We start from the raw sequence: 24,434 nt of genomic DNA on the forward strand, positions 1-24,434 counted from the left end.
TCGGCTTTTACGGTAAGTATTTTCGTTTTTTTTCGACCGTTAGTCCCTTCGCCGCGTCAAAGTCTTCAAGGCGTGTAGGACGTTCGTCTTGAAAGCGAAGGCATTCACCTCCACATTGTGTGCATCCCAGCTTTTTCCTCGGACGACAGCAGTCGTTTCGGTCTTTCTCGTTCCTGTCGGCTGGCCGACAGGAACGAACCCAGAGGTTATGTTATGTCTGAATTCCAGCTAGTCACCCGATTCGAGCCCGCCGGCGACCAGCCGGAAGCGATCCGCCTGATGGTCGAAGGCATCGAGGCCGGGTTGGCGCACCAGACGCTGCTCGGTGTGACCGGCTCGGGCAAGACCTTCAGCATTGCCAATGTAATCGCCCAGGTCCAGCGCCCGACCCTGGTGCTGGCGCCGAACAAAACCCTGGCGGCGCAGTTGTACGGTGAGTTCAAGGCGTTCTTCCCGAATAACGCGGTGGAATATTTCGTCTCTTATTACGACTACTACCAGCCCGAGGCCTACGTGCCGTCGTCGGACACCTTCATTGAGAAGGATGCCTCGATCAACGACCACATCGAGCAGATGCGGCTGTCGGCGACCAAGGCTTTGCTGGAGCGCAAGGACGCCATCATCGTCACCACGGTGTCGTGCATCTACGGCCTGGGCAGCCCGGAAACCTATTTGAAGATGGTGCTGCATGTGGATCGCGGCGATAAACTCGACCAGCGCGCCTTGCTCCGGCGCCTGGCGGATTTGCAGTACACCCGCAACGACATGGATTTCGCCCGGGCGACGTTCCGGGTGCGTGGCGATGTGATCGACATCTACCCGGCAGAGTCGGACTTGGAAGCGATCCGCATCGAGCTGTTCGACGATGAGGTGGAAAGTCTTTCGGCGTTCGACCCGTTGACCGGCGAGGTCATCCGCAAGCTGCCACGCTTCACTTTCTACCCCAAGAGCCACTACGTGACGCCGCGGGAAACCCTGTTGGATGCCATCGAAGGGATCAAGGTCGAGCTGCAGGAGCGCTTGGAATACCTGCGCTCGAACAACAAACTGGTGGAAGCCCAGCGCCTGGAGCAGCGGACTCGCTTCGACCTGGAGATGATCCTGGAACTGGGCTACTGCAACGGCATCGAAAACTACTCGCGCTACCTGTCGGGCCGCCCGGCGGGTGCGCCGCCGCCCACCTTGTATGACTATCTGCCGGCCGATGCCTTGCTGGTGATCGACGAGTCCCACGTCAGCGTGCCCCAGGTCGGCGCCATGTACAAAGGCGACCGATCACGCAAGGAAACCCTGGTGGAGTACGGTTTCCGCCTGCCCTCAGCCCTGGACAACCGGCCGATGCGCTTCGACGAATGGGAAAGCGTCAGCCCGCAGACGATCTTTGTCTCGGCCACCCCCGGCAACTACGAGGCCGAGCATGCCGGCCGGGTGATCGAGCAATTGGTGCGGCCGACCGGGCTGGTGGACCCGCAGATCGAAGTGCGCCCGGCGCTGACCCAGGTCGACGACCTGCTCTCGGAAATCACCAAGCGCGTGGCGTTGGAGGAGCGGGTGCTGGTCACCACGCTGACCAAGCGCATGTCCGAGGACCTCACCGATTACCTGGCCGACCATGGCGTGCGGGTGCGTTACCTGCACTCGGACATCGATACGGTGGAGCGGGTCGAGATTATTCGCGATCTGCGCCTGGGCACCTTCGATGTGCTGGTGGGCATCAACTTGCTGCGCGAAGGCCTGGACATGCCGGAAGTGTCGCTGGTGGCGATTCTCGACGCCGACAAGGAAGGTTTCCTGCGCTCCGAGCGCTCGTTGATCCAGACCATCGGTCGCGCGGCGCGTAACCTCAATGGCCGGGCGATTCTTTATGCCGACCGCATGACCGGCTCCATGGAGCGGGCCATCGGCGAGACCGAGCGCCGTCGCGATAAACAGATCGCGTTCAACCTGGCCAATGGCATCACGCCCAAAGGGGTGTTCAAGGACGTCGCCGACATCATGGAAGGCGCCACCGTGCCCGGCTCGCGCAGTAAAAAGCGCAAGGGCATGGCCAAGGCCGCCGAAGAGAGCGCCCGCTACGAAGCCGAACTGCGCTCGCCGAGCGAAATCGCCAAGCGTATCCGGCAGTTGGAAGAGAAAATGTACCAACTGGCCCGGGATCTGGAGTTCGAAGCAGCGGCGCAAATGCGCGATGAGATTGGCAAGTTGCGGGAGCGGTTGCTGACTGTCTGAGGTTTTGTGGCCATTTCAAGGGCGCCATCGCGAGCAAGCTCGCTCCCACAGGTTGATTGAGTCGCCCAATGATCCCTTGTGGGAGCGAGCTTGCTCGCGATGGGCGCGACTCGGTCTGACGGCTGGCCACTCAAATCCCGCTCTCACTGGAGCCCGCCCGCCATCGCCTGTTACCATTCGCCCCCTGTTGGATCTTCGCTTTTATATTCATTCCGAGACATGCCATGACCACCGTCCGCACCCGCATCGCGCCTTCGCCTACTGGCGATCCCCATGTCGGCACCGCTTACATCGCTTTGTTCAACTATTGCTTTGCCAAGCAACATGGCGGCGAATTCATCCTGCGGATCGAGGACACCGACCAGTTGCGTTCGACCCGCGAGTCCGAGCAGCAGATTTTCGACGCATTGCGCTGGCTGGGTATCGATTGGAGTGAAGGCCCGGATGTCGGCGGCCCCCATGGTCCATATCGCCAGAGCGAGCGCGGCGATATCTACAAGCAGTACTGCCAGCAGTTGGTGGACATGGGGCATGCGTTCCCCTGCTTCTGCACCGCCGAAGAGCTGGACCAGATGCGCGCCGAGCAGATGGCCCGTGGCGAAACCCCGCGCTACGACGGCCGTGCATTGCTGCTGTCCAAGGAAGAAGTCGCCCGTCGCCTGGCAGCTGGCGAGCCCCATGTGATCCGCATGAAGGTGCCCACCGAGGGCGTCTGCGTGGTGCCAGACATGCTGCGTGGCGACGTCGAGATCCCGTGGGATCGCATGGACATGCAAGTGCTGATGAAGACCGACGGCCTGCCGACGTACTTCCTGGCCAACGTGGTCGACGATCACCTGATGGGCATCACCCATGTGTTGCGCGGTGAGGAATGGCTGCCGTCGGCACCGAAACTGATCCTGCTCTACGAATACTTCGGCTGGGAACAACCGCAGCTGTGCTACATGCCGCTGCTGCGTAACCCGGACAAGAGCAAGCTGTCCAAGCGCAAGAACCCGACCTCGGTGACGTTCTACGAGCGCATGGGCTTCATGCCCGAAGCGATGCTCAATTACCTGGGCCGCATGGGCTGGTCGATGCCGGACGAGCGCGAGAAGTTCTCGCTGCAGGAAATGGTCGAGCACTTCGATCTGTCGCGCGTCTCCCTGGGTGGGCCGATCTTCGACGTCGAGAAGCTGTCGTGGCTCAACGGCCAGTGGCTGCGGGACCTGCCGGTGGAGGAGTTCGCCGCACGGGTGCAGAAGTGGGCGTTGAACCCTGAGTACATGATGAAGATCGCTCCCCATGTGCAGGGCCGGGTAGAGACCTTCAGCCAGATCGCACCGCTGGCCGGTTTCTTCTTTGCCGGTGGCGTGACGCCGGATGCGAAGCTGTTCGAATCCAAGAAGCTGTCGGGCGATCAGGTCCGCCAGTTGATGCAGTTGATCCTGTGGAAACTCGAAAGCCTGCGGCAGTGGGAAAAAGACAGCATCACCGCCACCATCCAGGCGGTTGTCGAACATCTGGAGTTGAAGCTGCGTGACGCCATGCCGCTGATGTTCGCCGCGATTACCGGCCAGGCCAGCTCGGTGTCGGTGCTCGATGCCATGGAAATTCTCGGCCCGGACCTGACCCGCTTCCGCCTGCGCCAGGCCATCGACTTGCTCGGTGGCGTGTCGAAGAAGGAAAACAAGGAGTGGGAAAAACTGTTGGGCGCGATTGCCTAAGCGGTCGATGGAGCAGGGCATACCCCGGTTTTCCGGGGTTTGTCGGTAAGTGATTGTTATCCCGGCAAAAAACTTTCAAATTTGTTGAAAATAAATTTGACAGCCCTCTGATACGCCCTTAAGATTCGCCCCGTCCTCAGCGATGAGGGGCTATAGCTCAGCTGGGAGAGCGCTTGCATGGCATGCAAGAGGTCGACGGTTCGATCCCGTCTAGCTCCACCAATTTACACTTCAAGGCCTGGCCACACGGGGCTTGAAGCGATCAACACTCAGCGTTGATCAGTTGTATAGAAGGGTTTGCGTCCCCTTCGTCTAGTGGCCTAGGACACCGCCCTTTCACGGCGGTAACAGGGGTTCGAGTCCCCTAGGGGACGCCAGTTTTACAGAAGCGATGTTGCAAGATATCGCTCCGCCGCGAGGCGAAAAATCCGGGGCTATAGCTCAGCTGGGAGAGCGCTTGCATGGCATGCAAGAGGTCGACGGTTCGATCCCGTCTAGCTCCACCAATTTACAGGTTCAAGGTCTGGCCACACCGGCCTTGAGTCGATCAGTTCTCAGCGCTGATCATGTTCAGAAGGTTTGTGTCCCCTTCGTCTAGTGGCCTAGGACACCGCCCTTTCACGGCGGTAACAGGGGTTCGAGTCCCCTAGGGGACGCCACGATTACCCGCTCTGCGGGATTTTATAAGGGTCATTCAATTCTTGAATGGCCCTTTTGTTTGCCTGGCGTTCGGCCAACTCTTCTATTTCTCGAAAAGATGCTTCTGATCAGCGGTCAGAATTTCCGCTTGCATAAAATTATTATGTGGATAATATTTCAATCGTAATATTCGGAGGTGGCGATGAGCGATAAAAAGGCACAAACCCGTGAGCGCATTCTCAAGGCCGCCAGCGATGCGCTGATCCAGCGTGGCCCGGCAGAGCCGAGCGTGGGCGAGGTGATGGGCGCGGCCGGGCTGACAGTGGGTGGCTTCTATGCCCATTTCGAAAGCAAGGATGCCCTGATGCTGGAGGCGTTCAAGAGCCTGCTCAGCCGGCGGCGTGGCTTGATTGCCGACATGGATGCCGAGCTGACCGGTGAAGAGCGGCGCGCTTTGGTCGCGGCGTTCTATCTGTCGCGCAAGCACCGCGACTCCACCGAAAACGCTTGCCCGATCCCAGCGTCGGTCGGTGAGCTCGGACGGCTGCCGGATGCGTTCCGTGAGGTCCTCAATGAGCATATCGAGCTGATGACCGCGCAGTTGGCGGCCAGCCCGGAAGACGCCGACAAAGTCTTGGCCGACATCGCCCTGATGGTCGGTGGCCTGGCCTTGGCACGGGCATTGGGCCCCGGAGAGTTGTCGGATCGTTTGCTGCGCGCCGCAAAGTCGGCGGTGCGATGAGCTAAGGCGCAAGCCCTGGAGATGAGCGATGAACAGGTTGAGCTGGATTCGTGGCGTCAATGGCACACTTGGCCGGCTGGCTCCGCGCCTGGTAGCGAAAAAGATGCGCGGGGTGTTCATGCACCCCCGGAACCTGCCGCCGCGTGACTGGGAATTGCCGCTGCTGGCCAGTTCTGAGCGCATCACCTTGCGTTTCGGTCTGTCGGCCTTGCGTTGGGGCAGGGGTCCGGTCGTTCTGCTGATGCACGGCTGGGAAGGGCGGCCCACTCAGTTCGGGGCGTTGATCACTGCGTTGGTGGACGCCGGCTATATGGTGGTGGCGCTGGACGGCCCGGCCCATGGTCGCTCTCCTGGTCGCGAGGCGAATGTCTTGCTGTTCGCCAGGGCCATGCTTGAAGCCGCGGCTGAATTGCCGCCGCTGCAAGCCGTGATCGGGCATTCCATGGGCGGTGCCAGTGCCATGCTGGCGGTTCAATTGGGGTTGCGTACCCAGACGCTGGTCAGCGTTGCCGCGCCCGCGCGCATTCTTGGCGTGTTGCGCGGGTTCGCCCGGATCATGGGGTTGCCACCCAAGGCGCGTTCGGCCTTCATTCGCGAAGTGGAGCGTGACGTCGGCATGCGGGCCTCGAAGATGGACGTCTCCCACTACCAGCTGGACCTGCCCGGGCTGATCGTCCATGCCGAGGACGACACATTCGTCTCGGTCAAGGAATCGCAACTGATCCACGAAGCCTGGTTCGACAGCCGCTTGCTGCGATTGCCAGAGGGTGGACACCAGCGGGTGCTGGCCGATCCTCGTGTCATTGATGGTGTGTTATCACTGCTGGCCGGGCGCAGCCTGCAAGCGCGGCAATCGGCTTGATCATCCGTTACACTGCCCCGATCCACATTCAACCGGGAGAGGGGCATGGGCTGGGATCGGGCAACGCCGTTCATCATTGATCTTCAAGTAAATGCCGAAGACATCGACGGGCTGGGCCACGCCAACAACGCGGTATACGTCACCTGGCTCGAGCGTTGTGCCTGGCGCCATTCCCAGCGCCTGGGACTGGACCTGGTGGAATATCGGCGACTGGACCGGGCCATGGCGGTGGTGCGGCATGAAATCGATTACCTGGCGGCGGCCTACGAAGGCGACGAGCTGCAACTGGCGACCTGGATCGTCGACTGGGACCAGCGGTTGAAAATGACCCGGCATTTCCAGCTGATCCGCCCCAGTGACAACACCACCTTGCTGCGCGCCCAGACCACATTCGTCTGCATCGAACTGTCCACCGGCAGGCCCAAGCGCATGCCGCCGGAATTCATCGAAGGCTATGGCGTGGCGCTGAATCCATCTGGCATCTTCACCGACTGATCCACCGCCATCGCGAGCAAGCTCGCTCCCACACAGATTGTGGTGGACTCCGATGCTGTGGGTGTCCCCAACCCCCTGTGGGAGCGAGCTTGCTCGCGAAAGCGGCGGCACATTCAACATTCCCGCAAGCTGACCCACCGCCATCGCGAGCAAGCTCGCTCCCACAGGGATTGGCGGGGAATTCCGATGTTGGGAGCAAAATCCGGTAAACTGCTGCACGTTTTTTCGTTGAGTGTGTTTTTCCATGCAAATTGCCCTGGCGCCCATGGAGGGGTTGGTCGACAACATCCTGCGGGACGTCCTGACTCGGGTTGGCGGTATCGACTGGTGCGTCACCGAGTTCATCCGCATCAATGACCGCCTGCTCACGCCTGCCTATTTCCATAAGCTCGCCCCTGAACTGCTGACCGATGCCCGGACCGCTGCCGGCGTGCCATTGCGGGTGCAGTTGCTCGGCTCCGATCCGGTGTGCCTGGCGGAAAACGCGGCGTTGGCTTGCGAGTTGGGCTCAGAGGTCATTGACCTGAACTTTGGCTGCCCGGCCAAGACCGTGAACAAATCCCGGGGCGGGGCAGTGCTGCTTAAAGAGCCGGAACTGCTCAACCAAATCGTCGAGCACGTGCGTCGCGCGGTGCCCAGGCACATCCCCGTCACCGCCAAGATGCGCTTGGGTTTCGACAGCCCTGACGGCGCGCTGGTTTGTGCCACGGCGCTGGCCGAAGGCGGCGCGGCGCACATCGTGGTGCATGCGCGGACCAAGGCCGATGGCTACAAACCGCCGGCTCACTGGGAATGGATCCCCAGGGTTCAGGACGTGGTCAAGGTGCCGGTGTTCGCCAACGGCGATATCTGGAGCGTGGAAGACTGGCGTCGGTGCCGCGAGATCAGCGGCGTCGAAGACATCATGCTCGGACGCGGCCTCGTTTCCCGCCCTGACCTGGCCCGGCAGATCGCAGCGGCGCGGGCCGGTGAAGAGGTGGTCGAGATGTCCTGGGCTGAGTTGCAACCGATGCTCCAGGATTTCTGGGTGCAGGTGGTCGAGCAACTGACACCCCGTCAGGCGCCCGGTCGGTTGAAGCAATGGCTGGCAATGCTGACCCGCAATTACCCTGAAGCAGTGGCGTTGTTCACTGCCCTTCGGCGGGAAACCGAGCTGGACGCGGTGGGCCGTTTGCTGGGTGTACAGCGCACCGAAGCGGCCTGAAAAAATTTCAAAAAAAGCTCTTGAAAAGTATTTGGCGGACCCTAGATAGGGGTTACGCGATGCCGAATTCGGGTCGCGGAGACAAAAAAACTTGCTGAATTTCAGGAGATTTGAATCATGAGTACTGCATTTTCCCTGGCCCCGCTGTTCCGTTCCTCGGTGGGCTTCGACCGTTTCAACGACCTGTTCGAAACCGCCTTGCGCAACGAACCGGGTAGCAGCTATCCACCCTACAACGTGGAAAAATATGGTGATGACGAGTACCGCATCGTGGTCGCCGCCGCCGGGTTCCAGGAAGAAGACCTGGACCTTCAGGTGGAAAAAGGTGTGCTGACCATCAGTGGCGGTAAGCGTGAGGCCAGCAACGACAGCGTGACCTACCTGCACCAGGGCATCGCCCAGCGTGCGTTCAAGCTGTCCTTCCGGTTGGCGGATCATATCGAGATCAAATCCGCCGGCCTGAGCAACGGTCTGTTGAGCATCGATCTGTTGCGGGTGGTACCGGAAGAGGCGAAAGCCAAGCGCATCCCGATCAATGGGGTGCAGCAGCAACCCGCGTTGCAAAACTGATGCATCGCAGCTGAAGAAGGGCGCCAAATGGCGCCCTTCTTCATTGTGCAGCACCGAGAATTACTGTGGCGAGGGAGCTTGCTCCCGCTGGGGCGCGAAGCGGCCCTTAAAGGCGCCAATCGCCTCGACAATTGATTGGGACTGCTGCGCAGTCCAGCGGGAGCAAGCTCCCTCGCCACAAAAGCCTCCTGCCTGGCTGCATAGGCTACGGCAACAACCGCTCAAACGCCTCCAGCGGCAACGGCCGGCTATGCAAATAACCCTGGTACAAATGGCAATCAAGCCCTTGCAGGAATTGCAATTGCTCCAGGGTTTCCACGCCTTCGGCAATCATTTCCAGATTGAGACTGCGGGCCATGGCGACGATGGCGCGGATGATTTCAGCGTCGTTGGGGTCGCTGGTGGCGTCGCGCACGAATGACTGGTCGATTTTCAGCGTGTCCACCGGCAGGCGCTTGAGGTAAGTCAGCGACGAGTAGCCGGTGCCGAAGTCGTCCATGGCGAAGCTCACTCCCAATTTCTTGAGCCGGCGCATCTTGGCGATGGTGTCGTCCAGGTTCTGGATCACGATGCCTTCGGTGATTTCCAGCTTCAGCATGGAGCAGGGCAGGCCGTGGGTGGCGAGGCAGGTTTCAATGCGCTCGACGAAGTCGCTCTGGCGGAACTGCCGCGGGCTGATGTTCACGCACAGGCTGAACTGCTGCGGATCGACCTTGCCCCTGGCGATCAGTTGCTTGAAGCCGTCGCAGGCTTCATCGAGGATCCAGGTCCCGACTTCCAGGATCAGCCCGCTGTCCTCCAGCACTTTGATGAATTCGGCGGGCGACTGGGCGCCCAGGTCCGGGTGATGCCAGCGTACCAGGGCCTCGGCGCCGACGATGCGGTTGTCCCGAGCGTCGACCTGAGGCTGGAAATGCAAACTGAACTCGCCGCGTGCCAGGGCCTGGCGCAGGTCGGTTTCCATGCGCAGGCGTTCGCTGGCGGCTTTTTGCATGGTGGCGTGGAACATCTGCGAGGTGTTGCGGCCCGAATCCTTGGCGCGGTACAGCGCGATGTCGGCGCGCTTGAGCAGGTCGGTCGGGGTAGAACCGTGGTCGGGGATCAGCGCCATCCCGATGCTCGGCGTGACTTGCAGGCGCTGGCCATCGAGGAACATCGGCTCCGAGAGCAAATCGCGCAAGGTATCGGCCAGGTTCTGCACTTGCTCGCTGACGGCTGCGCGGCTGCCCTCCAAACCACTGAGCAACACCACGAATTCGTCGCCGCCCAGCCGCGCCACGGTGTCTTCCAGGCGCACGCTGGCTTCAAGGCGCGCGGTGATGATTTTCAGCACGGTGTCGCCCACCGGATGACCGAGGGAGTCGTTGATGTGCTTGAAGTGGTCCAGGTCCAGAAACAGCAGCGCGCCACGCAGGTTGTGGCGCTTGAGCAGGGCGATTTGCTGGCTCAGCCGGTCCATCAGCAACGCCCGGTTGGGCAGGTTGGTCAGCGAGTCGTGATAGGCCAGGTGGCGTATCTGTGCTTCAGCGTTGCGCAGCAGGCTCACGTCCCGGGCCGTCAGTAACAGACAGTCCGTTTCGTTGAGCGTGATGGGCTCCACCGAGACCTCAACGGTAAGCATTTCCCCGCGTTTGTTGCGCCCGAGCATTTCCATGTGATGCACGCGGCCTTTGAGTTTCAGCTCGGCCAGGAGAGTCGCGCGCTGTTTTTCTTCGGCCCAGATTCCGACTTCGTAGACCGTGTGCCCGATCACTTCGTCGGCGCGGTAGCCGGTCAGGCGGCAGAAGCCGTCGTTGACTTCGAGGTAGCGGCCGCTGTCGCATTCGGTAATGGTGATGGCGTCGGGGCTGGAGTGAAACGCCTTGGCGAATTTCTCCTCGCTGGCCTTGAGGGCCGCTTCGGAGCGTTGTTGTTGGGTGATGTCCCGCAAGGTGGTGACGATACAAGGCTGGTTGCCGACGTTGATTTGTCGGCTGGAGATCACGCAGGTCAGCGGCTGGCCGTTTTTATGATGGACGACGATGGCGACGTTGTTCAGGGATTGCTCGCGGATCACTCGCTCGATGCGTTGCAGGCTGCTGCCCGAGGCATCCCAGAGGCCGATTTCGTCGGCACTCAGGCCGATCACATCACTCGCCGCCCAGCCGAAGGTCTGGGTGAAGCTGGAGTTGATTTCGATGAACCGGCCGCTGTCCTGATGTGTGACGCAGATGGGGTCGGGGCTGACCTGGAACAGCGTGGCGAATTTCTCCTCCGAGGCCGCCAGGCTCTGTTCGCGCTCCACCTGATCGGTGATGTCCAGCAAGGTGCCGGCCATGCGCAAAGGGCTGCCGTCAGCGTTGCGGTGGAGGCGGGCGCGGCTTTCCAGGTAACGGGAGCTGCCGTCCGGCAATTGCACGCGGTAGGTCAGTTGATAGTTGCCCGCCGGCCCTTCCCGCAGGCTGCGGTAGGCGTTGCGCATGTTATTGCGCTCTTCGGTGGGCACGCCGTCAAAAAACGCATCGAAGGATTCGTGGAATGGCTTGGGTTCCAGGCCATGGAGTTGCGCAGCCCGCGCCGAGCCGTAGAGCATGCCGCTAGGAATGTGCCAGTCCCAGGTGCCCAGCTGCGCCGAATCGAGCGCCAGGTCCAGGCGTTCCTGGCTGTCCTTGAGGGCCTGTTCGGCCAGTTTGCGCTCGGTGGTGTCGAGGAACGTGCTCAACAGATAGGGCTGGCCCTCGAGCTCGACTTTCTGTGCGCTGAGAATACCGTTATGGACCTGGCCGTTGCTGGCCCGGAACTCCACCTCCATGCTCACCAGTTCGCCCTTGGCTTTTGTTGCTTCCACCAGCTTTGCCCGTTTCCCGGGGTCGACCCACAGCCCCAGCTCCAGGGTGGTGCGGCCAATCACGTCGTGTACCGGCCAGCCAAACAGGCTTTCGAAATACTGGTTGGCCTCGCTGATCAAGCCGTCTTCCTGACGGGTCAGCAAAACCATGTTGGGGCAGAGGTGAAAGAGCGTGGCAAAGCGTTTTTCCGAGCTGCGCAGCGCTTGTTCGCGCTCACGTTGATGGGTGATCTCGCGGATCACCCCGATCATTCGGGGACGGCCATGTTTATCGGGCAGCACGCTGCCGCTGATTTCCAGCCAGTGCAGGCTGCCGTCAGGCCAGACGATGCGGTGGTGCATCGCCTGTTCCAGTGGCGCGCCGGCGACGGCCGCGTGAAAGGCGCGCATGGCTTTGGCCCGGTCTTCGGGCAGCAACAGGTCCAGGTAGTCCACGTCGGCCGGCAATGGCTGGCGCGGATCGAAGCCGAACAACGCCTGGGTGCCCCGGGACCAGCTGATTTGCCCGGTATCGATGTCCCACGACCAGGCTCCCAGCCGCGCCCCGTTCAGGGCGGCCAGCAACTGCGGCGCACTGTCCCAGCTTTGCTCGGACCGTTTTGGGTCGAGCGCCTGAATGCGCGGCAGGGGCGGGAGGTGGTCAGCGGGTTTGGGCATTATCTAGCGAGCCTTGGCAGATTGGGCGTTGGGCACGGGTGTTGCGGCTCTATAGGAGTAGCACAACCTATGCCTTTGTCCTTGGCAGATCGATTTGTGCATCCAGTAAGGCCATGAAAGCCCGTGCGGCATTCGACAGCGTCCGTTCGGTGTGCAAGATATAGCCTAGCTGGCGACTGAGCTGTATGCCCGGCAAAGGAATGCGTGCCACCTGATCATCGAGCATGGTGCGCGGCAGGACGCTCCAGGCCAGGCCGATGGAAACCATCATTTTTATGGTTTCCAGGTAATTCGTGCTCATGGCGATGTTGGGCGTCAGGCCCTGGGCCTCGAACAAACGTCGGACGATGTGGTGGGTAAAGGTGTTGCCGCCCGGGAAAACCGCTGGATGCAAGGCGATGTCCGCCAGGCTGACACCGCCGTTGTCCAGCAGCGCATGTTCCGGGGCCACCACGAAGTCCAAAGGGTCGTCCCATACCGGCGTGGCGCGCACCAGCGTGTGGGGCTCGGGGGCGAGGGTGATGACGGCCAGTTCCGCCCGGCCATGGAGGATTTCTTCGTAGGCCACTTCCGAATCCAGGAACTGAATATCCAGCGCCACCTGGGGGTAGCGTCGGGTGAACTCCCTCAATAAAGGTGGCAGGCGGTGCAGGCCGATGTGATGGCTGGTGGCGAGCGTCAGGCGGCCGGTCACTTCGCCGGTCAGGTTGGTCAGGGCGCGGCGGGTGTCGTCCAACACGTTGAGGATTTGGTAGGCCCGTGGCAGTAAGGCGCGACCGGCCTCGGTCAGGCTCACTTCACGGCCCAGGCGATCGAACAGGCGCACCTTGAGTTGTTGCTCCAGGCCCGCAATGCGCTTGCTGATGGCCGGCTGGGTCAAGTGCAGGCGTTCGCCGGCGCCGGAGAAACTGCCGGTCTCGGCGATGGCAATAAAGGCATTGAGATTGGCGAGGTCCATGGCGCTTCCGGTCGGATTCCAGTTGGTTATGCAAAGTATGAAAAATATGAATTTGAGTTATTTAATGTAACCCCATAGGATCAGCCTCACAAGCCAAGGGGTTATTGATTCGTCAGGACCCGGGGCATAGAAACAAGCTGATGAGGAAACCGTCTGATGGCCGGCAAAACGCTCTACGACAAGCTCTGGGATTCGCATTTGGTCAAGCAGCGCGACGATGGCTCGGCGCTGATCTACATCGATCGTCACATCATCCACGAAGTGACTTCGCCGCAAGCCTTCGAAGGCCTGCGCCTGGCCGGGCGCAAGCCATGGCGCATCGATGCCAATATCGCGACCCCGGACCACAACGTACCGACCACGCCGGAGCGCAAGGGCGGCATCGAAGCCATTGCCGACGAGGTCTCGCGCCTGCAAGTCCAGACCCTCGACGATAACTGTGACGAATACGGCATCGTTGAATTCAAGATGAACGATGTGCGCCAAGGCATCGTCCACGTCATCGGCCCGGAGCAGGGCGCGACCTTGCCGGGCATGACCGTGGTCTGCGGCGACTCCCACACCTCGACCCACGGCGCTTTCGGCGCCTTGGCCCATGGCATCGGCACCTCCGAGGTCGAGCATGTGCTCGCCACCCAGTGCCTGGTCGCCAAGAAAATGAAAAATATGCTGGTGCGCGTCGAAGGCAAGTTGCCGTTCGGCGTGACCGCCAAGGACATCGTCCTGGCCGTGATCGGCAAGATCGGCACCGCTGGCGGTAACGGCCATGCCATCGAGTTCGCCGGCAGCGCGATTCGCGACTTGTCCGTCGAAGGGCGCATGACCATTTGCAACATGTCCATCGAGGCCGGTGCCCGCGTGGGCCTGGTGGCCGCCGATGAAAAAACCGTGGAATACGTCAAGGGCCGTCCGTTCTCGCCTAAAGGCGCGGAATGGGACATGGCGGTCGAGGCCTGGAAAGACCTGGTCTCCGATGCCGATGCCAAGTTCGACACGGTGGTCGAGCTCGACGCGACGCAGATCAAGCCGCAAGTCAGCTGGGGCACTTCCCCGGAAATGGTCCTGGCGGTGGACCAGAACGTACCGGATCCAGCCAAGGAAATGGACCTGGTCAAGCGCGACTCCATCGTCCGTGCCTTGAAGTACATGGGCTTGAGCGCCAACCAGGCGATCACTGACATCCAGCTCGATCGCGTGTTCATCGGCTCCTGCACCAACTCGCGGATCGAGGACCTGCGCGCCGCGGCGGTGATCGCCAAGGGCCGCAAAGTCGCCTCGACCATCAAGCAGGCCATCGTGGTGCCGGGCTCGGGCCTGGTGAAGGCCCAGGCTGAAGCGGAAGGGCTGGACAAGATTTTCCTCGAGGCCGGTTTCGAATGGCGCGAGCCAGGGTGCTCGATGTGCCTGGCGATGAACCCGGACCGTTTGGAGTCGGGCGAGCATTGCGCCTCCACCTCCAACCGTAACTTCGAAGGCCGTCAGGGCGCCGGTGGCCGTACGCACCTGGTGAGCCCGGCCATGGCCGCGGCGGCGGCTGTCAACGGCCGTTTCGTCGACGTCCGTGAATTGATCTGAAGGAGCGCAGCATGAAAGCTTTTACCCAGCACACTGGTCTTGTCGCGCCTTTGGATCGTGCCAACGTCGACACCGACCAGATCATTCCCAAGCAGTTCTTGAAATCCATCAAGCGCACCGGCTTCGGCCCGAACCTGTTCGATGAGTGGCGCTACCTGGATGTCGGCCAGCCGTACCAGGACAACTCCAAGCGCCCGTTGAACAAGGATTTCGTGCTCAACGCCGAGCGCTACCAAGGCGCCAGCGTGTTGCTGGCCCGGGAAAACTTCGGCTGCGGCTCGAGCCGCGAACACGCGCCGTGGGCGTTGGAAGAGTACGGTTTTCGCAGCATCATCGCGCCGAGCTACGCCGACATCTTCTTCAACAACAGCTTCAAGAACGGTTTGCTGCCGATCATCTTGAGCGACGCTGAAGTGGATGAACTGTTCCAACAGGTCGAGGCGAACCCCGGTTATCAGTTGCAGATCGACCTGGCGGCCCAGACCGTGACCCGTCCCGATGGCAAGGTGCTGAAGTTCGAAATCGACGCGTTTCGCAAGCATTGCCTGCTCAACGGCCTGGACGACATCGGCTTGACCTTGCAGGACGGCGAGGCGATTGCCACGTTTGAAGCCAAGCACCGGGCGAGCCAGCCTTGGTTGTTTCGCGATGCTTGATTGATTTGAGATTGAGGTAGGCAGTACCGGCCTCATCGCGAGCAAGCTCGCTCCCACATTGGATTTGCGGTGTTAACAATCCCCTGTGGGAGCGAGCTTGCTCGCGATGGGGTCCGCCCAGGCAATAAAAAACCATAGGGAAGTCCCATGACCAGCACCGCCCACAGTCAAGTAGTACAAAAGCAATTCGGTGAACAGGCCTCGGCCTATCTGAGCAGTGCTGTGCACGCCCAGGGTACCGAGTTCGCGCTGCTACAGGCTGAGCTTGCAGGTCATGGCGATGCCCGGGTGCTGGACCTGGGGTGCGGCGCCGGTCACGTCAGTTTCCATGTCGCACCGCTGGTCGGTGAAGTGGTGGCCTATGATCTGTCCCAGCAGATGCTCGACGTCGTGACTGCGGCGGCAGTGGAGCGGGGCCTGGACAACATTGCCACGGTGCACGGTGCCGCCGAGCGCCTGCCGTTTGCCGACGGTGAGTTCGACTTCGTATTCAGCCGCTACTCGGCGCATCATTGGAGCGACCTGGGCCTGGCCTTGCGGGAAGTGCGCCGGGTGCTCAAGCCGGGCGGGGTGGTGGCGTTCATTGATGTCCTGTCGCCTGGCGCGCCCTTGCTGGACACGTACCTGCAAAGTGTCGAAGTGCTGCGTGACACCAGCCATGTGCGCGATTACTCCGCCGGTGAATGGCTGCGCCAGGTCAGCGAAGCGGGGTTGCACACCCGCAGCACCTCACGCCAGCGCCTGCGCCTGGAGTACCGCTCCTGGGTCGAGCGCATGCGCACCCCCGAGGTAATGCGAGCGGCGATTCTCGAGTTGCAGCGCTCGATGGGCGACGAAGTGCGTGAATATTTTGAAATTGAGGCCGATGGTTCGTTCAGTACAGATGTACTGGTGCTGTGGGCCGAGCGATAGCATTTTTCCCGGCCAGTCCAAGGGTACAAAGCCCGGGGCGCGCCGACAAAGCAAACGAGGAAAACATGAGCAAGCAGATTCTGATTCTCCCAGGCGACGGCATTGGCCCGGAAATCATGGCCGAAGCGGTCAAGGTCCTGGAATTGGCCAACGACAAGTACGGCCTGGGCTTCGAACTCAGCCACGACGTGATCGGCGGCGCGGCCATCGACAAGCATGGCGTGCCCCTGGCCGATGAAACCCTGGACCGTGCCCGCGCAGCCGATGCCGTTCTGCTGGGCGCCGTGGGCGGCCCGAAATGGGACAAGATCGAACGCGACATCCGCCCCGAACGCGGCCTGCTGAAGATCCGTGCGCAACTGGGCCTGTTCGGCAACCTGCGTCCGGCGATTCTCTACCCGCAACTGGCCGACGCCTCGAGCCTGAAGCCGGAAATCGTCTCGGGCCTGGACATCCTCATCGTCCGTGAGCTGACCGGCGGTATCTACTTCGGCGCCCCACGTGGCACCCGTGAGTTGGATAATGGCGAGCGTCAGGCCTACGACACCCTGCCGTACAGCGAAAGCGAAATCCGCCGTATCGCCCGGGTCGGTTTCGACATGGCTCGCGTGCGCGGCAAGAAGCTGTGCTCGGTGGACAAGGCCAACGTGTTGGCTTCCAGTCAACTGTGGCGCGAAGTGGTCGAGCAGGTGGCCAAGGATTACCCGGACATCGAGTTGAGCCACATGTACGTCGACAACGCCGCCATGCAACTGGTGCGCGCGCCGAAGCAGTTCGATGTGATCGTCACCGATAACATGTTCGGCGATATCCTGTCCGACGAAGCGTCGATGCTTACCGGTTCCATCGGCATGCTGCCGTCGGCCTCCCTGGATGCCCACAACAAGGGCATGTACGAGCCGTGCCACGGTTCGGCGCCGGACATCGCCGGGCAGGGCATTGCCAACCCGTTGGCGACCATCCTGTCGGTGTCGATGATGTTGCGCTACAGCTTCAACCTCCACGACGCCGCCGAGGCGATCGAGAAGGCGGTCAGCGTGGTCCTGGATCAAGGTCTGCGCACGGGCGACATCTGGTCGGCCGGTTGTACCAAAGTCGGTACCCAGCAAATGGGCGATGCAGTAGTCGCCGCGCTGCGGAATCTGTAATCTTTCCGGCCCACTGCCTCGACAGTGGCCCACTTTTGTATAGGTGTAGTTGCGATGAAACGTGTAGGTCTGATCGGTTGGCGCGGCATGGTCGGTTCCGTGCTCATGCAGCGAATGCTGGAAGAGCAGGATTTCGATCTCATTGAACCGGTGTTTTTCACCACGTCCAACGTGGGTGGCCAAGGCCCTTCCGTGGGCAAGGACACCGGTGCGCTCAAGGATGCCTACAGCATTGACGAGCTCAAGACCCTCGACGTGATCCTGACCTGCCAGGGCGGCGACTACACCAGCGAAGTCTTCCCCAAGCTGCGTGAAGCCGGCTGGCAGGGTTACTGGATCGACGCCGCTTCCAGCCTGCGTATGCAGGACGACGCGGTGATCGTCCTCGACCCGGTGAACCGCAAGGTCATCGACCAGCAGCTGGACGCGGGCACCAAGAACTACATCGGCGGCAACTGCACCGTCAGCCTGATGCTGATGGGCCTGGGTGGCCTGTTCGAAGCGGGTCTGGTGGAGTGGATGAGCGCCATGACCTATCAGGCGGCATCCGGTGCCGGCGCGCAGAACATGCGCGAGCTGATCAAGCAGATGGGCGCGACCCACGCGGCCGTCGCCGATGACCTGGCCAACCCGGCCAGCGCCATCCTGGACATCGACCGCAAGGTCGCCGAGGCAATGCGCAGCGATGCGTACCCGACCGAGAACTTCGGCGTGCCGCTGGCCGGCAGCCTGATCCCGTGGATCGACAAGGAACTGCCTAACGGCCAGAGCCGTGAAGAGTGGAAGGCCCAGGCCGAAACCAACAAGATCCTCGGTCGCTTCAAGAGCCCGATCCCGGTGGATGGCATCTGCGTGCGCATTGGCGCGATGCGCTGCCACAGCCAGGCGTTGACCATCAAGTTGAACAAAGATGTGCCAATCGCCGACATCGAAGGGCTGATCAGCCAGCACAACCCTTGGGTCAAGCTGGTGCCGAACAACCGCGACATCAGTATGCAGGAGCTGAGCCCGACCAAGGTCACCGGCACCCTGAACGTACCGGTGGGGCGTTTGCGCAAACTGAACATGGGCTCGCAATTCGTCGGTGCTTTCACCGTCGGCGACCAACTGCTGTGGGGCGCGGCTGAACCGCTGCGTCGCATGCTGCGGATTTTGCTCGAGCGTTGATCGGATGTCGTGGTGAAAGAACCCGTGCCTTGTGAGAGGCGCGGGTTTTTTATTGGGCGACAGTTGTGTGTCAGGGCTGGCCTCATCGCGAGCAAGCTCGCTCCCACAGGTTTTGCGGTCACTGAAGATCCCATGTGGGAGCGAGCTTGCTCGCGATGAGGCCAGCCCAGGCACTGCAAGTCCCCCAGCCAATTGCCTGCATACCCTCCACCCGGTAAAGTGCCGCTCCCCACGTTTTACCTGAGGTAGACCCATGAGCCAGTCCCTTGATATTGCCGTGATCGGCGCCACCGGTACTGTCGGCGAAACCCTCGTCCAGATTCTCGAAGAGCGGGACTTCCCGGTTGGCAACCTGCACCTGCTGGCCAGCAGCGAATCGGCAGGCAGTTCGGTGATGTTTCGCGGGAAAAACGTGCGGGTGCGTGAGGTCGATGAGTTTGACTTCAGCAAAGTCCAACTGGTGTTCTTCGCCGCCGGCCCTGCGGTGACCCTGAGTTTTGCACCGCGTGCCACGGCTGCCGGTTGCGCGCTGATCGACCTGTCCGGTGCCTTGCCGCCAGAGCAGGCGCCGCAGATCGTGCCCGAAGCCAATGCCCAGGTGCTGGTCGGCCTGGGCAAACCCTTTCAGGTCAGCAGCCCGAGCTCGTCGGCCACCATACTGGCGGTCGCCCTGGCACCGCTGCGCGACGACCTGGAATTGCAGCGCATCAGCGTGACCGCCAGCCTCGCTGTATCCGCCCAGGGCCGCGTCGCCGTGAGCGAACTGGCGCGCCAGACCGCCGAGCTGCTCAACGCCCGCCCCGTGGAGCCGACGTTCTTTGACCGGCAGATGGCGTTCAACCTGCTGGCTCAGGTCGGTACCCCGGACGAACAGGGTCATACGCCACTGGAAAAGCGCCTGGTCCGCGAGTTGCGCCAGGTGCTGAATCAACCTTTATTAAAGATTTCCGTCACTTGCATTCAAGCCCCGGTGTTTTTCGGCGATAGCTTTAGCGTGACTGTGCAGTCTGCCAATGCCATCGACCTGGCGAAGGTCAACGCGGCCCTGGAAGCGGCGCCCGGTATCGAGCTGGTGGACGCGGGCGATTACCCGACGCCAGTGGGCGATGCGGTGGGGCAGGATGTGGTGTATGTCGGTCGTGTACGCGGTGGCATCGACGATCCGGCGGAACTAAATATGTGGCTGACGTCAGATAACGTGCGCAAGGGTACGGCGCTCAATGCAGTGCAGGTGGCTGAGTTGTTGATAAAAGACCTGCTGTAAAAGATACTTGGCAACAATTTGTCGAATGAGTCTAGCTGGGCGCTATGCTTGGCCAGAGCGTTGAAGGCGAACATCCCTCTGGGAGCTTACCCGGGGCATGAATGAAACGATCGCGCGCGCCGTCGCTTCGGGGCTGCGCGCAATGCCTTACGGCAGCGGCATAAACACCTTCTCGCTGGCCGAGGAATGTTCAAACAAAGGAAGAGGCTATGGTTCAAGTTCGCAAACTGGTGTTAGCAATAGCGGCCGCCTCGGCGCTGTCCTCCGGTATGGCGCAAGCGCTCGGGCTCGGGGAATTGACCCTCAAGTCGCCGCCGAACCAGCCTCTGGTCGCCGAGATCGAGTTGCTCGATGTCCAGCAGTTGACTGCCGCCGAAGTCGTACCGAGCCTGGCCTCGCCCGATGACTTCGCCAAGGCTGGGGTCGACCGCAAGGCCTTCCTCAACGACCTGGCCTTCACCCCGGTGATCAACGCCAATGGCAAAAGCGTCCTGCGGGTGACCTCCAGCCAGCCGCTGTCTGAGCCGATGGTCAAATTCCTGGTGCAGGTGATGTGGCCCAATGGCCGCCTGTTGCGCGACTACAGCGTGTTGCTCGATCCGTCCAAATTCTCGCCGCAGGCTGCTGAGGCAGCGCGGGCGAAGCCGGCCCAGGTTGTGTCTACACCGGTTACCGGGGCCACCAAGCCTTCCCAGTACACCACCACGCCGCGCGATACCCTGTGGGAAATCGCGGCCAAGGTGCGCAACGGTGGGTCGGTCCAGCAAACCATGCTGGCGATCCAGGCGTTGAACCCCAAAGCTTTTATCAATGGCAATATCAACCTGCTCAAGACCGGCCAGGTGCTGCGCCTGCCAGACCCTGTGCAAAGCACCGCGCTGCCGCAACCCCAGGCCATCGCCGAAGTGGCTGCGCAGAATGCCGCCTGGCGCCAGGGGCGTCCGGGCGTGGCGCGCAACGGGCAGCAGCAGTTGGACGCGACCAAGCGTGGTCGCGGTGAAGGTGCGCCGGCGCAAGCCGCCGGTCGCGATAATTTGAGCCTGGTGTCGGCCGAATCTGCGAAAGCGGGTGGCAAGGGCAAAGGCGCTGCCGGGGACGCCCAGGCCCTGAGCAATAAGCTCGCGGTCACCCAGGAAAGCCTCGACTCGGCTCGCCGGGACAACGAAGAACTGAAAAGCCGCATGGCCGATCTGCAAAGTCAGCTGGACAAGCTGCAGCGCCTGATCGAGCTGAAGAACAATCAACTGGCCAAGATGCAGGCCGACGGCAGCGCTGTCCCGCCTGCCGGTGAAGCACCCCCGGCGATGTCCGCAGAATTGACGCCTGGGCCAGCGGCACAAACCCCGGCGGCGGCTCCAACCCCTGCGCCTGAGGCGTCTCCTGAGGCGTCCTCTGAGGCGACGCCGCCTGCTGCACCGGTCGAGCCGACACCTGCTGCTTCCGACACGCAAAAGTACAACGACCTGCTGACCAACCCGATCCTGTTGGGATTGATTGGCGGCGGCGCACTGGTCCTGCTGTTGCTGCTGTTGTTGCTCGCCCGCCGTCGCAAGGCCCAGCAAGAAGCCGAGAAACACTTGCGCATGGCCCGAGCCCTCGAGGAGGAGGCCGACTTCTCCCCGGAGCTCGATCTGCCCCCGAGCAGCTTCGAGGGCATTGATGTTCCACCGCCAAGCGTAAAGCTCGAGCCAACACCGGCCCCTAAACCCATGCCCAAGCCGGCCCCGTTGGTCGCGCCGGTGATCGTCACGCCGCCTATCGCGGCGCCATTGGTGGCGCCGGCCGCCGAGCGCTCCGACGATGTGCTGCCCCAGGCCCAGTCCCATATCGACCGCGGTCGCTTGAACCAGGCGGCGGACCTGCTTGAACAAGGCATCAAGGCTGAGCCTCAGCGCAGCGACTTGCGCCTCAAGCTGATGGAAGTCTACGGCCAGCAGGGCGACCGCGACGCTTTCGTCGCCCAGGAACGTCAACTGGTGGCCAATGGCGAAAACTACGCCCAGGTCGAACAGCTCAAAAGCCGTTTCCCGGCCATGGTGGTCGCCGCCACCGCCGGGCTGGCCGCTGCGGCCGTGGCCGCGGAACTGGATGCGCAGTACGTCAAGGACCTGCTGGAAGACAAGGCGCCGACCGATGAGGAGTTGGACAGCGCCTTCGACCTGAGCCTGGATGACATGGAGGCCACGCCCGTCGCGCCAGCCCCCGAGCCTGTCGCCGAGCTGGACGCGTTCCCGGAAGACGACGACCTGAGTTTCGAGTCGGTGCTCAAGCAGCAGACCGAAGCCAACGAAAGCCTGGACGACCTGTCGGAGTTTGACCTGGACCTGGGCGCCGATGCCCCGGCGCCGGCTCTCGATGACGAAGACTTCCTGCTGGACCTGGACGACGACCTCAAGGGCCTGGACTTGCCGGAGGCCGATACGCCAGCCTTGGCTGACACTCCTGCCGACGACCTCGAACTGCCGGCGGATTTCGATCTGTCCCTGGCCGATGAAATGGATGCCCAGGACAAGCCAAAGGATGCTTTCGAGTCCGAGCTGGATGACGTCAACGCGGAGCTGGATCGCCTGTCTGACGACCTGAGCCTGCCGACCTTCACGGCTGATGACGCCCTGGTCGGCGCAGAAGACGAACCGGACTTCGACTTCCTCAGCGGCACCGATGAAGTGGCGACCAAGCTCGATCTGGCCCAGGCCTACATCGACATGGGCGACAGCGACGGCGCCCGGGATATCCTCGGCGAAGTCCTCAGCGAAGGCGACGCGACGCAGAAGAGCGAAGCGCAGGAAATGTTGGCGCGCCTGGTCTGAGAGGATCGGGTAAACAAGAACGGCAGCCGATGAGGCTGCCGTTTTTTTTGGCCGGGAATTTGAGGGGACTTTGCGGGCCCCATCGCGAGCAAGCTCGCTCCCGCAAGGGGCTGACAAATAAATGTGGGAGCGAGCTTGCTCGCGATGGCGTCAGCCGATTCACCCCAGGATCTACGGTTGCACTGGCATCCCGTCCCGCCCGCCTTATAATGCCCGCCTTTGCGTACCTCAGCAGGCTGTAATTCCTTGGCAAACATAGACAACCCGGCCGCCGAAATGGCGGCCGACGGCTTTTTCCGGATCGCCCTGGGCGTTGAATACAAGGGCTCGCGCTATCGCGGCTGGCAGCGGCAGGCTTCCGGTGTACTGACGGTGCAGGAAACCCTTGAAAACGCCCTGTCCAAAGTCGCCGATTCGCCCGTGTCGCTGCATTGCGCCGGCCGTACCGATGCCGGTGTGCATGCCTGCGGTCAAGTGGTGCATTTCGACACCCAGGTCGAGCGTTCGATGAAGGCTTGGGTGATGGGCGCCAACATCAACTTGCCGCACGACGTCAGCGTCAGTTGGGCCAAGGCGATGCCCGCGCATTTCCACGCCCGCTTCAAGGCCATCGCGCGGCGTTATCGTTATGTGATCTACAACGATCAGATCCGCCCGGCGCACCTGAACGAAGAAATCACCTGGAACCACCGTCCGCTGGGCGTCGAGCGCATGGCAGAGGCCGCGCAATACCTGGTCGGCGTCCATGATTTCAGCGCCTTCCGCGCCGGTCAGTGCCAAGCCAAGTCGCCCATCAAGGAGCTGCACCACCTGCGCGTGACCCGGCACGGCAAAATGATCGTGCTCGACATCCGCGCCAGCGCGTTCCTGCACCACATGGTGCGCAATATTGCCGGTGTGCTGATGACCATCGGCGCGGGTGAACGGCCGGTGGAGTGGATCAAGGAAGTGCTCGAAAGCCGTATCCGCCGTTCCGGTGGCGTGACGGCGCATCCGTTTGGCCTGTACCTGGTACAGGTCGAATATCACGATGAGTTCGAACTGCCAGAGCGTTATATCGGCCCCCATTTCCTCACGGGTTTCTCGGAACTCGACGGCTGACGCCCTGCGTAGCATTTGCTACCATCCGGGACTTTCACGGATTTGCCTGAGGTTTTAACGACATGCCGGTCGTTCGCAGCAAGATTTGCGGGATCACCCGCGTCGAGGACGCGTTGGCGGCGGTCGAGGCCGGGGCCGATGCCATCGGGTTGGTATTTTATGCCAAGAGCCCGCGAGCGGTGACGGTGCAGCAGGCGAGGGCGATCATCCAGGCCTTGCCGCCGTTCGTGACCCCCGTGGGCCTGTTCGTCAATGCCAGTCGTTGCGAGTTGGGCGAGATCCTCGATGCGGTGCCGCTGGCGTTGTTGCAGTTTCACGGCGACGAGACGCCGGCCGATTGCGAAGGCTGGCATCGTCCGTACATCAAGGCGTTGCGGGTCAAGGCCGGGGACGACATCACGGCTAGCTGCGAGGCCTTTAGCGGTGCCAGCGGCATTTTGCTGGACACCTATGTAGAGGGTGTTCCCGGAGGCACCGGCGAAGCGTTCGACTGGTCGCTGGTGCCGCAAGGCCTGAGCAAGCCGATCATCCTCGCCGGTGGCTTGACGGCGGAAAACGTGGCCGAGGCCATTCGCCAGGTGCGCCCTTACGCGGTGGACGTGAGCGGCGGGGTGGAGCAGAGCAAGGGCATCAAGGATCCGGCAAGGATTCGTGCGTTCATGGCCGCTGTACGCAGCAGCCAGTTGTCAATGTGACGGCTGGCAGACTGCCGCCGTCCATACCTGCACTGTACAAAGCAGGCAGGCGCCGCCTCCGGGTGGGCCGATAGCGAAGTGGTAACCGCGCTGCAGCGGTTGCCGGGATGGCAGAGGAAGGTTGGGTTGCACGCAGGTCATGTTTCGCACTGACCGTGGCGGCCCTTCGACTCGCCGCACAATGAATTTAGCTCAAGGGCATACGCGGGGCCGCGAA

18 protein-coding genes and 4 tRNA genes are annotated in these 24,434 nt (G+C 61.9%); 20 read left to right on the plus strand and 2 right to left on the minus strand.

Annotation, left to right across the window (positions count from 1 at the left end; genetic code table 11):
* Positions 1-213 precede the first annotated feature (213 nt).
* From uvrB to CD58_RS09670, 11 genes are all read left to right on the plus strand, one after another.
* Complete coding sequence (uvrB, locus tag CD58_RS09620) at positions 214-2,229, plus strand: excinuclease ABC subunit UvrB (protein WP_025212806.1); 2,016 nt, start codon at positions 214-216, stop codon at positions 2,227-2,229.
* 224 nt (positions 2,230-2,453) lie between these two features.
* Positions 2,454-3,935 (plus strand): glutamate--tRNA ligase, encoded by a 1,482-nt coding sequence (gene gltX / locus CD58_RS09625; protein WP_025212807.1) that lies wholly within the window; start codon positions 2,454-2,456, stop codon positions 3,933-3,935.
* A 146-nt stretch (positions 3,936-4,081) separates the two neighbouring features.
* Positions 4,082-4,157 (plus strand) — tRNA-Ala (locus CD58_RS09630).
* A 79-nt stretch (positions 4,158-4,236) separates the two neighbouring features.
* Positions 4,237-4,312, plus strand: a tRNA-Glu gene (locus tag CD58_RS09635).
* Between the two features lie 53 nt (positions 4,313-4,365).
* Positions 4,366-4,441, plus strand: a tRNA-Ala gene (locus CD58_RS09640).
* Between the two features lie 77 nt (positions 4,442-4,518).
* Positions 4,519-4,594, plus strand: a tRNA-Glu gene (locus tag CD58_RS09645).
* A 182-nt stretch (positions 4,595-4,776) separates the two neighbouring features.
* The gene (locus tag CD58_RS09650; protein WP_025212808.1) at positions 4,777-5,316 is read left to right on the plus strand and encodes a TetR/AcrR family transcriptional regulator; all 540 of its coding nucleotides are present in this window, start codon (positions 4,777-4,779) and stop codon (positions 5,314-5,316) included.
* Positions 5,317-5,344: 28 nt separating this feature from the next.
* Entirely contained in the window at positions 5,345-6,178 is an 834-nt protein-coding gene (locus tag CD58_RS09655; RefSeq protein ID WP_025212809.1) for an alpha/beta fold hydrolase, read from the plus strand.
* A 45-nt stretch (positions 6,179-6,223) separates the two neighbouring features.
* Positions 6,224-6,673, plus strand: a complete 450-nt coding sequence (locus CD58_RS09660) for an acyl-CoA thioesterase (protein ID WP_025212810.1) — start codon at positions 6,224-6,226, stop codon at positions 6,671-6,673.
* 244 nt (positions 6,674-6,917) lie between these two features.
* Positions 6,918-7,877, plus strand: coding sequence for a tRNA dihydrouridine synthase (locus CD58_RS09665; protein WP_025212811.1), 960 nt, complete (start codon positions 6,918-6,920; stop codon positions 7,875-7,877).
* A 117-nt stretch (positions 7,878-7,994) separates the two neighbouring features.
* Complete coding sequence (locus tag CD58_RS09670; RefSeq protein WP_025212812.1) at positions 7,995-8,447, plus strand: Hsp20 family protein; 453 nt, start codon at positions 7,995-7,997, stop codon at positions 8,445-8,447.
* 205 nt (positions 8,448-8,652) lie between these two features.
* On the opposite strand, the gene CD58_RS09675 is transcribed toward CD58_RS09670, so the two are convergent.
* Both CD58_RS09675 and CD58_RS09680 read right to left on the minus strand, forming a co-directional pair.
* The gene (locus CD58_RS09675; RefSeq protein WP_025212813.1) at positions 8,653-11,931 is read right to left on the minus strand and encodes an EAL domain-containing protein; all 3,279 of its coding nucleotides are present in this window, start codon (positions 11,929-11,931) and stop codon (positions 8,653-8,655) included.
* 67 nt (positions 11,932-11,998) lie between these two features.
* Positions 11,999-12,889, minus strand: coding sequence for a LysR family transcriptional regulator (locus tag CD58_RS09680; RefSeq protein ID WP_025212814.1), 891 nt, complete (start codon positions 12,887-12,889; stop codon positions 11,999-12,001).
* A gap of 156 nt (positions 12,890-13,045) precedes the next feature.
* On the opposite strand from CD58_RS09680, the gene leuC reads away from it, so the two are divergent.
* The 9 genes from leuC to CD58_RS09725 all read left to right on the plus strand — a co-directional run bounded on the left by leuC (position 13,046) and on the right by CD58_RS09725 (position 24,217).
* Entirely contained in the window at positions 13,046-14,464 is a 1,419-nt protein-coding gene (gene leuC, locus CD58_RS09685) for a 3-isopropylmalate dehydratase large subunit (RefSeq protein ID WP_025212815.1), read from the plus strand.
* Positions 14,465-14,475: 11 nt separating this feature from the next.
* Positions 14,476-15,120, plus strand: coding sequence for a 3-isopropylmalate dehydratase small subunit (leuD, locus tag CD58_RS09690; protein WP_025212816.1), 645 nt, complete (start codon positions 14,476-14,478; stop codon positions 15,118-15,120).
* A 147-nt stretch (positions 15,121-15,267) separates the two neighbouring features.
* Positions 15,268-16,032, plus strand: coding sequence for a class I SAM-dependent methyltransferase (locus tag CD58_RS09695; protein ID WP_025212817.1), 765 nt, complete (start codon positions 15,268-15,270; stop codon positions 16,030-16,032).
* A gap of 65 nt (positions 16,033-16,097) precedes the next feature.
* Entirely contained in the window at positions 16,098-17,180 is a 1,083-nt protein-coding gene (gene leuB / locus CD58_RS09700) for a 3-isopropylmalate dehydrogenase (RefSeq protein ID WP_025212818.1), read from the plus strand.
* Between the two features lie 54 nt (positions 17,181-17,234).
* Positions 17,235-18,347 carry an aspartate-semialdehyde dehydrogenase gene (gene asd, locus CD58_RS09705; protein WP_025212819.1) on the plus strand — a complete coding sequence of 371 codons (1,113 nt, stop codon included), beginning with the start codon at positions 17,235-17,237 and terminating at the stop codon, positions 18,345-18,347.
* 253 nt (positions 18,348-18,600) lie between these two features.
* A complete protein-coding gene (locus tag CD58_RS09710; protein ID WP_025212820.1) occupies positions 18,601-19,611 on the plus strand; it encodes an aspartate-semialdehyde dehydrogenase in 1,011 nt (336 codons plus the stop codon).
* Between the two features lie 209 nt (positions 19,612-19,820).
* Positions 19,821-22,421: a FimV/HubP family polar landmark protein gene (locus CD58_RS09715; protein WP_025212821.1), complete on the plus strand. Its 2,601-nt coding sequence runs from the start codon at positions 19,821-19,823 to the stop codon at positions 22,419-22,421.
* A 276-nt stretch (positions 22,422-22,697) separates the two neighbouring features.
* Positions 22,698-23,522, plus strand: coding sequence for a tRNA pseudouridine(38-40) synthase TruA (gene truA, locus CD58_RS09720; RefSeq protein WP_038436788.1), 825 nt, complete (start codon positions 22,698-22,700; stop codon positions 23,520-23,522).
* 62 nt (positions 23,523-23,584) lie between these two features.
* The gene (locus CD58_RS09725) at positions 23,585-24,217 is read left to right on the plus strand and encodes a phosphoribosylanthranilate isomerase (RefSeq protein WP_025212823.1); all 633 of its coding nucleotides are present in this window, start codon (positions 23,585-23,587) and stop codon (positions 24,215-24,217) included.
* The last annotated feature ends 217 nt before the right edge of the window (positions 24,218-24,434 follow it).

It is taken from the genome of Pseudomonas brassicacearum (assembly GCF_000585995.1).
Lineage (GTDB): Bacteria > Pseudomonadota > Gammaproteobacteria > Pseudomonadales > Pseudomonadaceae > Aquipseudomonas > Aquipseudomonas brassicacearum_A.

What these genes read in the sequence shown, in the direction of transcription:
- CD58_RS09725 (WP_025212823.1), top strand. Translation starts at nt 23,585, where the DNA reads ATGCCGGTCGTTCGCAGCAAGATTTGCGGGATCACCCGCGTCGAGGAC.
- CD58_RS09695 (WP_025212817.1), top strand. Translation starts at nt 15,268, where the DNA reads ATGACCAGCACCGCCCACAGTCAAGTAGTACAAAAGCAATTCGGTGAA.
- CD58_RS09680 (WP_025212814.1), bottom strand. Translation starts at nt 12,889, where the DNA reads ATGGACCTCGCCAATCTCAATGCCTTTATTGCCATCGCCGAGACCGGC.
- uvrB (WP_025212806.1), top strand. Translation starts at nt 214, where the DNA reads ATGTCTGAATTCCAGCTAGTCACCCGATTCGAGCCCGCCGGCGACCAG.
- CD58_RS09665 (WP_025212811.1), top strand. Translation starts at nt 6,918, where the DNA reads ATGCAAATTGCCCTGGCGCCCATGGAGGGGTTGGTCGACAACATCCTG.
- CD58_RS09650 (WP_025212808.1), top strand. Translation starts at nt 4,777, where the DNA reads ATGAGCGATAAAAAGGCACAAACCCGTGAGCGCATTCTCAAGGCCGCC.
- CD58_RS09675 (WP_025212813.1), bottom strand. Translation starts at nt 11,931, where the DNA reads ATGCCCAAACCCGCTGACCACCTCCCGCCCCTGCCGCGCATTCAGGCG.
- CD58_RS09655 (WP_025212809.1), top strand. Translation starts at nt 5,345, where the DNA reads ATGAACAGGTTGAGCTGGATTCGTGGCGTCAATGGCACACTTGGCCGG.
- gltX (WP_025212807.1), top strand. Translation starts at nt 2,454, where the DNA reads ATGACCACCGTCCGCACCCGCATCGCGCCTTCGCCTACTGGCGATCCC.
- asd (WP_025212819.1), top strand. Translation starts at nt 17,235, where the DNA reads ATGAAACGTGTAGGTCTGATCGGTTGGCGCGGCATGGTCGGTTCCGTG.
- CD58_RS09670 (WP_025212812.1), top strand. Translation starts at nt 7,995, where the DNA reads ATGAGTACTGCATTTTCCCTGGCCCCGCTGTTCCGTTCCTCGGTGGGC.
- CD58_RS09660 (WP_025212810.1), top strand. Translation starts at nt 6,224, where the DNA reads ATGGGCTGGGATCGGGCAACGCCGTTCATCATTGATCTTCAAGTAAAT.
- leuD (WP_025212816.1), top strand. Translation starts at nt 14,476, where the DNA reads ATGAAAGCTTTTACCCAGCACACTGGTCTTGTCGCGCCTTTGGATCGT.
- truA (WP_038436788.1), top strand. Translation starts at nt 22,698, where the DNA reads ATGGCGGCCGACGGCTTTTTCCGGATCGCCCTGGGCGTTGAATACAAG.
- leuB (WP_025212818.1), top strand. Translation starts at nt 16,098, where the DNA reads ATGAGCAAGCAGATTCTGATTCTCCCAGGCGACGGCATTGGCCCGGAA.
- leuC (WP_025212815.1), top strand. Translation starts at nt 13,046, where the DNA reads ATGGCCGGCAAAACGCTCTACGACAAGCTCTGGGATTCGCATTTGGTC.
- CD58_RS09710 (WP_025212820.1), top strand. Translation starts at nt 18,601, where the DNA reads ATGAGCCAGTCCCTTGATATTGCCGTGATCGGCGCCACCGGTACTGTC.
- CD58_RS09715 (WP_025212821.1), top strand. Translation starts at nt 19,821, where the DNA reads ATGGTTCAAGTTCGCAAACTGGTGTTAGCAATAGCGGCCGCCTCGGCG.